The organism is Pantoea sp. SJZ147 (assembly GCF_007828605.1).
Taxonomy (GTDB): Bacteria; Pseudomonadota; Gammaproteobacteria; order Enterobacterales; family Enterobacteriaceae; genus Pantoea; species Pantoea allii.
Genome location: NZ_VIVB01000005.1, coordinates 171,063 through 183,829 on the forward strand (window position 1 = coordinate 171,063; position 12,767 = coordinate 183,829).

General features: G+C 53.1%; 10 protein-coding genes. All 10 read right to left on the reverse strand.

Going from position 1 to position 12,767, the window contains the following annotated elements; translation table 11 throughout:
* Positions 1-419: 419 nt before the first annotated feature.
* The gene (locus FBY13_RS09400) at positions 420-1,187 is read right to left on the reverse strand and encodes a hypothetical protein (RefSeq protein ID WP_145394022.1); all 768 of its coding nucleotides are present in this window, start codon (positions 1,185-1,187) and stop codon (positions 420-422) included.
* Positions 1,174-1,434, reverse strand: coding sequence for a hypothetical protein (locus tag FBY13_RS09405; RefSeq protein WP_063880413.1), 261 nt, complete (start codon positions 1,432-1,434; stop codon positions 1,174-1,176). The genes FBY13_RS09400 and FBY13_RS09405 overlap by 14 nt, the downstream gene beginning before the upstream one ends.
* A gap of 120 nt (positions 1,435-1,554) precedes the next feature.
* Positions 1,555-1,950, reverse strand: coding sequence for a DNA cytosine methyltransferase (locus FBY13_RS09410; RefSeq protein WP_145394023.1), 396 nt, complete (start codon positions 1,948-1,950; stop codon positions 1,555-1,557).
* 3 nt (positions 1,951-1,953) lie between these two features.
* Positions 1,954-3,168: a hypothetical protein gene (locus tag FBY13_RS09415; RefSeq protein WP_145394024.1), complete on the reverse strand. Its 1,215-nt coding sequence runs from the start codon at positions 3,166-3,168 to the stop codon at positions 1,954-1,956.
* On the reverse strand, positions 3,161-5,680 hold the full coding sequence (locus FBY13_RS09420) for a type VI secretion system Vgr family protein (RefSeq protein WP_145394025.1): 2,520 nt from the start codon (positions 5,678-5,680) through the stop codon (positions 3,161-3,163). Before FBY13_RS09420 ends, FBY13_RS09415 begins: the two co-directional genes overlap by 8 nt.
* Entirely contained in the window at positions 5,677-8,331 is a 2,655-nt protein-coding gene (gene tssH / locus FBY13_RS09425) for a type VI secretion system ATPase TssH (protein ID WP_145394026.1), read from the reverse strand. Before tssH ends, FBY13_RS09420 begins: the two co-directional genes overlap by 4 nt.
* 174 nt (positions 8,332-8,505) lie before the next feature.
* Positions 8,506-8,997, reverse strand: a complete 492-nt coding sequence (gene hcp / locus FBY13_RS09430; protein WP_145394027.1) for a type VI secretion system effector Hcp — start codon at positions 8,995-8,997, stop codon at positions 8,506-8,508.
* 4 nt (positions 8,998-9,001) lie between these two features.
* A complete protein-coding gene (locus FBY13_RS09435) occupies positions 9,002-10,729 on the reverse strand; it encodes an OmpA family protein (protein ID WP_145394028.1) in 1,728 nt (575 codons plus the stop codon).
* Positions 10,726-11,415, reverse strand: a complete 690-nt coding sequence (gene tssL, locus FBY13_RS09440) for a type VI secretion system protein TssL, short form (RefSeq protein ID WP_063880418.1) — start codon at positions 11,413-11,415, stop codon at positions 10,726-10,728. Before tssL ends, FBY13_RS09435 begins: the two co-directional genes overlap by 4 nt.
* The gene (tssK, locus tag FBY13_RS09445; protein WP_063880419.1) at positions 11,412-12,752 is read right to left on the reverse strand and encodes a type VI secretion system baseplate subunit TssK; all 1,341 of its coding nucleotides are present in this window, start codon (positions 12,750-12,752) and stop codon (positions 11,412-11,414) included. Before tssK ends, tssL begins: the two co-directional genes overlap by 4 nt.
* Between the last annotated feature and the right edge of the window lie 15 nt (positions 12,753-12,767).

Below are 12,767 nucleotides of genomic sequence, written 5' to 3' on the forward strand. Positions count from 1 at the left end.
GTTCACGTTGCAGATACAAATCCTGCGTTAACAGCAAGAACAGAAGCCATAGAGAAAGAACTGAAACCGATAATGAATGACATGTAAACTTTTTACTAACATTACGTCCTGTGCGTAAATCCTTTCAGGGATGTTTTAATGACTATGAAATTTTATTTTCCTTCAGGCTTCGACCATTGATATGCTTTTTCAATTAAATGTTTTCAACTCTATATCGCACGCTTACATATCGAAAGCAGTTATTTAAGACTTTAGAGGGGGATGAAACATGACTTTGAAGTTTTATTGTCATAAATCATATTAATCAAATCATGACCTTCAATCCGTACGTTAACAAAGTCATCGCCGCATGCAGGCTTTATCTCTTTGAACTTTTTGTCAGCAGGGGAAAGGACAAATAAACTATAATCAAAAAATCATCAATTCGGCTTGATAAGCTTCCCTCCTAACTCATCCAAGGTTTTATCACCTGAAAAAAGCTTTTTGCATTTACTGTCAATCACAGTATCATCTTTATCTTCTGGGAATACAACCTTCATTTTCTTAGCTATATCCCACACACCTGGAAATGAATCAGCAGCACAATCCAAATCGTTTGGTGCAACATATTTTCCATTGAAAGATATTCCCCCTAGATATATTGAACCACTAAGATAAAACAAGCTATTTTCATCTGACCTAGATGGGTAATCACTCCAAAAACCCTTGCCAGACAAAAGGTTTCTATTTCCATTAAACCTAGAGACTATCGCCTGACATGATCTAAAGTGAGCATCAATCACAACCAATGCCAGAACTAATTCCTTCTCAAAATTCACATCTATAATAGAAGAAATTGCATTGTTAAAATATGGAATAGAATGAATGCGGATTGACTGTCCTTTACAACCTATAAGCTCCTTAAGATCAAGATATTTATTTCCTGATGCTATAAGCACGCCTACATGATCACTAGTTAGAGAAATACCTCCAGCACCAGAGAGTAATGAATCATTCCAATTTTCAATTTTGCATGAGTAATCCGTATTTAATTTCTCATCGTGGACACTTACATATCCAGCTTTATCCTTATCAAAATGAATAATTACGCCATCAGTATTAATTGTGTTGTAATATCCCGCCCAAGAACTAAAAGCAGTAGCACCAAACATCATGAACAAAAATAAATTTTTTTTAAACTTCATCATCAATAATCTCTTTTGCTTTTTTAGTGGCTATTTTTCTTTCTGCAATCCCTTTATCTGCACCATTTATACCTTTAGTTACTTTCAAAACAATGCTGTCATCATCAGATTTCCCAAACTTGTCCTCATCCATAATTTTGAGAACTTTAGATTTGAAACAGGCTATAAAAAAACCACCCGTATCAATACAGTTATATGCACTCTCTGTCACTTTCTGAGGGTTCTCAATTTTTGGTGGTTTTTTCTTCATGCCGGCTGCATTTTTCTTCTTGTATTCCGGGTCATCCCAAACAATCCAGTGATTCTTTGACGATGAGTCACCATTCGTATCAACGAGTTTTGAAATAATGTTGTATATATTTATCCAAGGCTATTTAACCTTCAGTGAATAGGTTTTATTAAATTTACCGCTTTTGGTATACATAGAACCATATGTAAAACCAGAAATTGAAACTTTAACAGTTCCTGATTCTGATGGCACACCTGAAATGGAAAGAAAATTGTATACAGGTAACCCATCCCTTCTTTTTTTATTAGAAAGCACCTGCAGTCCTATATCAGCAGGGTAAATATCTACTTTAGTATTCTCTGCCGTTAGGAACTCTGGGTTATCCTCCAAGTTAGTTCCTATAATAATCTCTTGATTATAAGGCACACCTACCCTTGCATCAGGTAATATTTCCCAAAATGGAGTGAAGCCAATTTGAGGTGAGGTACATGATACAATCAATAAAATAAATGAAAGAAGTATTAATCTACGGCACATAAATTACTTTATTGGCCTAAAAACCAACCCTCCAAATGTATGTTTCATGAAAACACTCAGACTTGCATTATTCTTTAACTGATTTTTAACTTTTCCCCACGAAAACAAGGTTAAATCCACCGTGTCTAAAACGGATGTGCTTGCAGATATTATTCTGCCACCATTACACCTAACTTGACTATCCCAGACTATCCAATGATTCTTCGATGAACTGTCCCCAGGAAAATCTGATAACATTCCAGCAGAGATTAAGCTTACAACTTTGTGCCCGCTACTAATATAGTTATTCAGACTTATAATATCGTTCACATTTGCATGCGAGAGACTTATATTATCGAATACTTTCTCATAACCGGCCTTTTCGAACCATTCCGTTAACTTCCCCCACATTGTAATACCAGCAACCTGATCATCCACTTCATCGTAACTCATAATTGAATTTTCAGAATCCCTCAGGCTAGCCAATGTGATCCAATCCAGACCTGATACTGCTTCTCTACCGTAGTCATCATAAAAAATTCCTTTAGGATGCCTACACCCGTCTCCAGGTGAGATCTCCAAAGTGCCTATTTTAGTTTTCCCATGCAACCAAAGTTCGATAGCTGCTTGTTTATAAACATCCGGCCTGTCCATCTGCAAACAATAAAAAAATGCTGCGGGTCCACACAAACTCGTCCAACCTTGATTAGGATAATTACTGCGGTTCATTCTCGATACAATCTGATTTTCTATCTTCTTTCTATCGAAAGGATCATCAGTACTACCGACAGGATATTCTTTTGCTATAAATGCCCTTCCGAGGCAGGTTATCTGGACTCTATGAATATTTTCATCACCGTTATCATTTAAGGGTTTTGTCTGCGCTTTAGTCTCAAAATAGCAGATATTTTCTCGCTTATTTTTTGAATATGCTGCCCCGGAAGCTATTTCACCCAGTGTATACATTTTCTTCGCCGGGGATGAAAGCACCGAAATCAGCTTACCACCGTGCTTGCGGTACAAATTAATTTCTATAATGTAGATCACTGACAAATCATCATCAGTCTCATTTGTATCATGAGGCTGAGTATAATAACCAGGGTCTATCGGTTGTTGTGCTACTGACAGCAGAACATGTTTTTTATTATTGCCATCAGTTTTATAGACATCAAGGTCATAAAAAAGATCGGATACTGGTACATTTGATTCAATTTTTGTATATATCTTATACTTAGGCATTGATAACTCCCGGCATCATATGCAAAAAAACATCCTGAGTCTGCGCAGAAGTAAACAGCTTCGTATACCCCTCACCATCACTGACCCCCTCCAGCACTGAGCCATCAGCCAAAAATGCCCTGTAAGGCGTATTCAACATTGGAACTCCATTATCATCAGCACACAAATAGCGAATATTGTGGCTGCCGTCGTCGATAGCATTGGATAAAGGCGAAATATCAGGCTTATGCTGCGCTTTTTCCCGCCTGACGTAATACCCGGCCCTTGTTCTGTACTCACCAGCCGTCGCCGACTCAATGGCATTAACATCCAGAGTGATATAGCTCCCGCCGCCGTTTACCGTCAGCTTCTTCTTCGCGATGATTTTGATTTCATCTTCAGTACTGACGATACTAATTTCCTTACGAGCAAGCAGTGCCATCAGGTCATTCTGCGCCTGTACCTGCACCGGCCCCTGGTTCGCGATGAGCTTGATCCCCAGCTTACGAACAAACACGCTCAGGGCATTACCCACCCCGATGAACAGATTTTTCACCACGCTGACGTCGGCACTTCTACCGGCCGTAGCTATCAGGTTCTGCCCGGCAGAAACCTGCAGATGTTGTCCGCTGGTCAGTGCCATTCCATCCGGCGCGCTGAGCAGCAGCACTGATTTTTTGAGGTCCGTAACCTGCTGTTCCAGCAGTGTGATTTGCGCCTGGAGATCGGCCGGGTTCGCGGTCGCCTTCTGCGCGTCACCGGAGATGGACGTCATCTGCTCCCGGGCATCACCCAGATTGCTGACCGCCGCCTCCATCTCCAGCACCTGGCCCTGTGCTTTCGTCTGGCCATCAGCGCTGATGAACATCCCTTTGTGTGCCCGGATGGCTCCCCACTTATCCGTCCGCAGCTCAAAACCCTCACCGCGCTTCTGCTTCTCAGCATCCACTAAATGTCCGAGATTCAGCTGGCTCTTGCCGCCGTATTCGGTGGAAATCTTGATGTGCTCTTTACCGCGCTCGTCATCGAGGCGGATTTTGTTGTTCGCAGGGGTGCGCAGCACGTTACGTTTGTAGTTGCGGATGGTCACGTGGTCACCGTGGGTCGAGTCGTGCAGCACGCCTGCGATATACGGCCGGTCCGGGTTGCCGTCCTCAAAGCCAATCGCCACCTCCGTGCCCGCCAGCAGCGGCAGGTGCAGGCCGTAGGTATCCCCGGCATACTGGCGGGACTGGCGTACCCACAGGCTCTCGAACCCGGTTTCCCAGTTATCGCGGTCGAACAGCATGTTCACCCGGTAGCGGCCGTCTTTATCGATGTGGCCATAGGTGTCGTTTTCGGTGGTGCTGGTGACGCGCGCCGGTACGGTGCCGGCCATCACCGGGCGTGAGCCCGGCTCCGGGCGGAAGCAAAAATCCGTGCTGTCCGGGATGCCCTCAAAATGCACGCGAAAGTCTTCATCCCGCCGCGCCTGGCTGTGCATCGCCGTGATGACCACGCCCTGCGCAAACACCTCCGCCACTTCATAACCGCCGGTGACTTTCAGCACCTGCCCCGGAGAGAGGATCGGGCAGCTGGTGATGGCATGAGTCTGCGTCTGGCCGTTCAGGTAGCGCTCATGCCGGATGCGGGCATAAAACGCACCGGACTCGGGTGCCGGATTACGCTCATACGCGCTGCCCGGCATCAGATAATTGTCAGCATAGTGGTACGCTTCCCCGTACGTGGTCGCGTCCCCCCGGGTGACGTCAACCTGAGTATTCATATCCTCTGTGGCCTGACGGTAGTTGTAGTCCCGGGTGCTGACCTGCTTCTGCACCACGCTGTGATGACTCTCCATCCCCCACACCGAATCCACGCCCTGCGAGTGCTGCCCTGACGGCGGCACCGACGGCAGCGTCAGGCCTTTCTCATAGCCCTGCTGACCGTCGCAGAACTCCACCACGTCGATGTTCAGGCGCGTGTCGGTGGTGAAGCGGAACCAGATACCGACCTCGCCCAGCAGGCGGGTGATGAAGCGCAGGTCGTCCTCACCGTACTGCATCACCTGCTCACGGCGCGGGTACTCTTTTGAGAGCGAGAACAGAAAATCCTGGCCGCGCATGTTGTGGCGCCCGCGCAGGATTTTTTCCACAATCTGCGGCACCGACATGTCCTGGTAGATGGCGTTCTGGTGCGAACGGTCAAGCAGCGCCAAGCGCGGCCGGAGCGTCAGGGCATAGCGGGTTTCCTCTTTAGAAGTGCTGAGGCGCTCAAAGCCGGTCACCACGCCCTGAATCACCCGCAGCGGCTGCTGCACTTTACTACCGACCCCCGTGTCAGCCGGGGCCTCCAGCGTCAGGGAGCCGGGCTTCATCAGCATCATCTCTTTGCTGATGGCATGGTCTGTACAGGTGAATTCAATCCGGTAGCGGAACGGTCTGCTTAAGGCTTCATCGCCTTCAAAAGCCAGCACATCAAGCTCTGCGCCACATCCCTTCACCGAAAGCCGGTGGTGGTTGTGACTGAATCTTATGGGGGGATTGTTGCTCATATGGCCACTCCTTCAGTCCGGTTGAACTCCAGTGAGACACCTTCTTCATCGCTCCAGCCGAGCGCCAGTTTGCGTGGTTTCTGCTTCGCCGCCATATGGGTCAGCAACTGCTGGCTCAGTACCGGCAGAATCTGCTGATTCAGCAGGCTGTCGACGTTACGCGCCCCGGTGTCCGGCAGCAGACAGGCGGCGGTCAGTGCGTCATAAAGTGTTTCGTCGATGTGCGTGGTTAACCCGTAGTGACGATGTAAGCGTTTGCTGACCTGAGCCAGTTTCATTTCCACGATGGTACGCATGGCCGCTTCCGCCAGCGGACGGTAAATCACGGTCTGGAAGCGGGCCAGCAGTGCCGGCTGGAAGTGATCGCGCAGCATCGGACGCAGCAGCTCGTGAAGATCGCCTTCGCTGGCCTCCGGCTGTTCGTCGAGCAGCTGCATCAGGTGGTCGCTGCCGAGGTTCGAGGTCATCAGAATGACCGTGTTGCGGAAGTCGATTTCCCGGCCTTCGCCGTCACGCATAAAGCCACGATCGAACACCTGATAGAACAGGTTCATCACGTCACGGTGGGCTTTTTCTACTTCATCCAGCAGCACCACGCTGTACGGGCGTTTGCGTACCGCTTCGGTGAGAATGCCGCCCTGGCCGTAGCCAACATAGCCCGGCGGTGAGCCTTTCAGTTGGGAAACGGTATGCGGCTCCTGATACTCCGACAGGTTGATGGTGATCAGCGATTTTTCACCGCCGTACAGCACGTCTGACAGCGCCAGCGCGGTTTCGGTTTTACCGACCCCGCTCGGGCCGACCAGCAGGAATACGCCCTGTGGACCGTTTTCGGACGTCAGCCCGGTCTTCGCAGCGCGCAGGCGCCGGGCGATGGCTGCGAGCGCCACGTCCTGCCCGACCACGCGTTTACCGATTTCATTTTCCAGGGCCAGCAGTTCAGTCTGTTCGTCTTTCATCAGCGACGACAATGGCACGCCGGTCCAGTCGGCGATGACATTCGCTACGGTGCGCACGTCCACATCCACCGTCAACAACGGGTTACTGTGCTGCATGCCGTTCAGCGCCTGTTGCAGCCTGTACATCTCGCTCTGACGGGAAGTGTCCTGGCGGCATTCCATCAGTTGTTCAGTGAGTTTCAGCTCCTCAACATACCGGGTTTCCAGCTTCCCGAGTTCCGCCATCAGGTGCGCTTCTTCCTGCTCAATCGCCGTCAGCCGTTCACCGTGGCTCTGATGACCAACGACAATATCCTCCAGCAACGCCTGCTTCTCTATGTCGAGCGACGTCATCTGCGAGCGAATGCGGATCAGCTGTTCCGGTACAGTGTCCAGGCTCATGCGCACACGGGCGCTCGCGGTATCAAGTAAATCCACCGCCTTGTCCGGCAACTGGCGGCCTGTTAAGTAACGTCGGGAAAGCGTAACGGCAGCACGCACCGCATCGTCGGTGATGTGCACGTTGTGGTGTTCGGCATAGCGGGATTTCAGGCCACGCAGCATCAGACATGCCGTTTCATCGTCCGGCTCATCCACTTTCACCCTCTGAAAGCGGCGCTCCAGCGCGGCATCGCGTTCGAAGTACTGCTTGTATTCGGACCAGGTTGTCGCGGCAATGGTGCGCAATTCGCCACGCGCCAGCGCAGGTTTCAGCAGGTTGGCGGCATCCGCGCCACCGGCCTGGTTACCGGCACCGATAATGGTGTGGGCTTCGTCGATAAACAGCAGGATCGGCACTGGTGACTGCTGCACGGCATCAATGACGTTTTTCAGACGCTGTTCAAACTCGCCTTTCACGCCTGCGCCTGCCTGCAGCAGGCCGAGGTCAAGGGTGCGCACGATAACCGGTTTGAGCGATTCCGGTACGTTGCCCTCGGCAATACGCAGCGCCAGGCCTTCGACCAGTGCGGTTTTCCCTACGCCTGGTTCACCCACCAGGATCGGGTTGTTCTTGCGGCGGCGGGAGAGAATATCCACCATCTGGCGGATTTCCGTATCACGCCCAAAGACCGGATCGATTTTGCCCTCTCTGGCTTTGGCAGTGACGTCGAGAGTGAATTTATCCAGTGCGTTCTGTAACGCTGGGTTCAGTTCGCCTTCCTTCACGTCCTCGCCAGCCGGGCGAACCACAAATTCAACCTCCCCGCCATGGATCTGTGCCAGTTCGGCTTCCTGCTGCACTTGCGGGCGTTCGTCTGACTGTGCGTCCAGCAGCGGACGCAGGCGTTCAAGCTGGCTTTGCCCCAGTGTCAGCAGCGGCCACAGACCGTCACAGCGTACCAAATTCTGTTTTTCAACCAGCGCCATTAGCAGGTGGTGACTTCGGATCTGTTCTTCACCGTTAAGCGAGGCAATCAGCCAGGCTTCCTGCATCAGCGACTGGATATTATCGGAGAGCTGCGGTCGGTGGCGCACTGATCGCGGCTGTTTATCCAGCCAGCCGAGTAAATCCTGCCAGATGCTGTCCATGTCCCACTCGTAACGGCGGGCCAGCACCGTCAGGTCACCTTCCCCCTGTTCGAGCAACTTCAGCAGCCAGTGCTCCGGCAGAATTTCTGCATGGGCGCGGGTCTGACACAGAGAGGCAGCCCCTTCCATCGCGCGGGCGCAGTAAGGGTTGAGACGTCGAAGAAGGATTGCCGGGTTTTCCATGTTTTTAAACTCGCTCTCTGAAGACCTTCAGGCACGCTACCGCCCATCGCTTTTCCTGTGGTCTGGAACCTAAGCGCATCAGGTCAGATTTCTCGGTTGTAGGATGTTTTGCTCAGTACCCGCCGGGCAGGCACTCAGAAAAACTGCGGACAAGTCTCCCTGTCCGCATCAGGCTTACGCCGTGGCGCGTTCGTTCCACGAATCGGAATGAATGATGTTGCCGTCTTTGTAGGTCCAGGTGATTTTTTCGTAACGCAGTTCAATGCGCTCAAGGTGGTTGTGTTTCTCGTAAGCAGGATCCTTGATGTCGTGCATCACAGGGTTCACTTTCACCACTTTTACGTTCTCAAGTTTGGTGTTGAAGTACTCCACTTCCTGGCCCGCGTCGTTGATTTTGTACCACCTGAATTCTGCAGACTTGAGAGTCTGGCCAGTGGTCACCGCCTTGTACAGGTACGGGCTGGAGGAGTCGATCTCCTTGGTGAACAGGAACGGGGTGTGAATGCGGGTACCGGTCAGCTTGCCGGTGTTGTTATCGGTCGGGATATACAGGTTATGCTCCTGAGCCACCACTTCGATGCTGCCTTCACGATCCTGAACGTCCACAGACCCTTTAATGTCCGCGCCGCCGTCGTCTTTCAGCCAGAGATAAACAGGAATTGCCATGGAATTACTCTCCATTGTGTAGTGATGCGCCATCATCCTGAGATGACGCCTGGGTGTGGCCCGGTACCTGGCAGGCATTGGCCTGTGGTACCAGACTGATTTCGACACGGCGGTTGAGCGCCCGGCCCTCCAGCGTGTCATTCGTTGCAACAGGACGACTTTCGCCATAGCCCTGCACCGCAAAACAGCTTTCCGGCACGTCGCCGGTGTCACGCATCCAGTCGCGCACCGCTTCGGCACGTTTCAGTGACAGTGTTTGGTTGATCTTCGGGTTACCGCTGTTATCGGTATGGCCGGACACAACAATCAGCCAGCCCGGCTTCGCTTTGATGCCGACCAGCGAGTTCACAAGCCATTTGGTGGACCCGGCTTTCAGCGCCGATTTCCCCGAATCGAACAGCGACATGCTGTTGAGGCGCACGATTTTTGGTTCAGATTTGGGTGTCGGCTGTGGTGCGGATGGCTGTGGTCCAGACGGCTGGGGCGGCGGCACATACGAACGGATCGCATCCAACACGGGCATTCGCAGGCGCTCGCCCCGATACAGACCGAGGCTCATTCGGATCGGCTCACCATTGCGCGCCCAGCTATCCAGTTCTGCCGCATCGTTACGCAGGACAGCAACGGCAGCGGCTTTGGGTGCGACATCATGCATCGGGATACGGTCATAGCGGGCAATATCGAAGCTTACGCGTTGCAATAGCTGGCGATTGTTCCAGCCACTGCTGAGCAACGAAGCAATCGCCGCCACAGTGAACATTCCGAGCGCCCAACGGAAGGCTCTCCCACGTGGCGTCAGTCCTTGCCCTTCTGGCAGCAGCGGCAGGATAAAATCCGGGAACGGGGAAATAACCGTGCTGTCGGTTCCCACCGGCTGCCAGCCCTTCACCTGCTGCATCCCAGTGTGACGGGAAAGCCATGCCGTCCAGGCCGATGTGGCCAGGCTTCCGACCAGAATCGGCCCCATTCCCCACAGCACCGCAGTAGGTGCCATGACAGGAACATCGGGGTTTTCATCCATAAAGACAGCTTTGACATGCTGATGGAACCAGCTCATCAGGCTGTTCATCAGCACCTGCTGCTGCATCGCAGGCGTTCCGCCGGTAGTGACCCATGCCGCGATTGAGGCCGGTGCTGAAGATTCGCGCCAGACTCTCACCCCTTCTCCCGGGATAGCCGCCTGCCAGAGCGGGTTAGTCGTCATCGCGCTGCCGATCTGACCATTCAGAATCAGCGGCACTGCATGGCCGGTCTCTTTACGCAGTTGGCTGATTTGCCAGCGCAGGGCCAGCAGGCAACAGGTCAGGGCTTCGCTGTCTGCGTGTTTCTGCGGACAGACGCTGACCATCACCGACAGCTGACGTCCCCAGTCAGGACGCAGCCACAGTACTTTACGGGCTACCTGCTCAAGATCCTGACCATCCGCCACGCGAATCCAGCATCCCTGCGTGACAGTGAGCACCGGTGACGGCTGCGGCCAGGCCAGCGGCAGATCGCCACACACCAGCACAACGGGCTGACGGTAAGTGGCTTCCGGAAGATCATCCAGAGGCAGGGTAACGTTGTGCTCCGCGCGACGACTGGCGACAGTCCAGAACGCCAGGATAAGCCCCAGCATCGCCAGCAGGACAAGTACAGATCCCCATCTGGATACCGGTAAAAAACTCAGACATACCGCCGCGCTCAGCACGGCGGCCCACAGCGCAAGCCCACGCTGTTGTGCAGGACTCATTTCACGGCCCCCGGCAACAGAGTCAGCAGCATCTGATCCAGCCAGTGATCCAGTCCCCACCAGAGTGCGGCAACCACCACCACGCTCAGGCCGATACGCACGGGCCATGACGCCAGCACGCCGCCCATTCCTCGTCCGATATGGCTTTCCGCCAGTACCGGATGGTTTTGTGGATAGCTGAACGGTGTGACATATTCACTGAGTGCGTTAACGAGTTTCTGGCGCTCAGGGTCGTTTAGAGAGCGGAAACTGCCGAGGAATCCCAGCATCATGACTCGCTGGAAGCAGGTCACGACAGCATGGTCAGGCGCCGGTTCACGCAGCACTTCGCGCATCCGATCGCACAGCGTATCACCGGCGTCCATGGTGCCGAGGAAGTGCCCCTGCAGAGGAATGTGATACCACTGTACACAGGCGTCATCCTCCACACCGCGACCTTTGACCGCCTCATCAAGCAACGCACACTGTGCAGTGAGGATGTGCTGACAGCTGGCTTCATCAAGTTCGCTCGCTTTCAGCTCACGCTGCACACGCTCGACATCAGCGATGCAACGCTCCCACAGCGTACGCCCTTCTCCATCCTGAAATTTCGGGCCGTGACGCAGGCTGACCACCTGTAGCCAGGTATCCTGCAGCAGGGCATCAATATCAATGGACGCGGCAGCGCCGCGTTTACCCTCACTCATGTTCTTAGTACCGCAAAGAGTTCAAGTTCAGGCTCGCCGAGCATGCCTGGAACATAAAACATACAGGTGCCGCTCTGGAGCATGTCGTTGGCCAGAGGATGAGAGACATCAAGGCTGAAATACTGGTTTTCCAGACGCAGTGGAATGGCGGCAGGCACATGACGCAGTGGCGTCAGAGGTACGCCCACCCGCGATGAATTGACGATACTCCTGACATGATCGGGACTGCCGACCTTACACTGGCGCGGGAACTGTTCCTGCAACTGTGCCACCGGAATCGGTGAACGCACGGACAGATAGTAATCCGCCCCTTCACGCAAACGTGGATCGTGCAGCCGGGCCTGCCAGACGTGAAGTCGGGCATCATGCTCAAGCGCAATCGCCACCACCCGCGACGGCAGGCTGGCTTCCAGCAGATCGCCCAGTAAATCAAACAACGGCGGGAAGACGTGATTCAGTTGCTCATGCTGCCAGACCGGGATTGCACTCACCTGGTGCTCCAGCGAGAAAGTCAGCAGGCTGCCAGCGAGTCGTGCCAGCTCCAGATACAGGCGCTCAGGCGGGCTTTGCGGGTGGCGCTGAAACTGTCCTAGCACCGGCTCGGCGCTATTCAGGGCATTCAGCAGCCAGAAAAGGGACACGTCGGCCACGGCAAAATCGGCCATCCGCTCATTGCTTTCACGACGCATTGCCATCAGACGACTCAGTCGGGCACGCAACTGGGTCATCAGCTGCTCCAACTGGGTCAGCAGCCAGTGGCTGCCCTGAATGGTCAGAAGGGGGGGCAGAAACGTCTCATCACGTTGCCACAATCCTTGCGAATCCTGCTGCAGGCGCGCGACCGGACAGGTCAGGTAATCGCTGTTGTTCTGATGGCTAAACCGCAGCGTCAGCTCGGGTTGCATCACCGCAATCTGGCGGATATCGTCTCCGAACGTATTGCGGACATCCCGCCAGCGCTGGCGATAACGCACAGGACGCTCGGCCACTTCATCAGGTTTAAGGCAGTTACCGCCATTCGCCCGCAGCAGCGGAAGTGCCAGAACCACCACGACCTCCTGTGATTCCCCCTCAAGCGCCAGTACCGGTGGCAGGTCGTCAGCATTATCCGTGTCGATAAGCGTCCCGTCCGGAAAGCGGATGTGCAGATGGCTGGCCTGCAGGCGGCCCAGTTTCAGTGTTTCCGGTTCAAAAGCGACATTGATCACGCCCCAGGGCTGTGATAATCCCATTCGGGCGATACCTTCGGCAGACCAGGCCGCATACGCGACCTGTTGCTGGAAGTGCTGGGGAGAGATCATAATGCCCCTGCCCCATAACGGTTGTTCCGTTTTCATCGGCTTCCTGCCTTT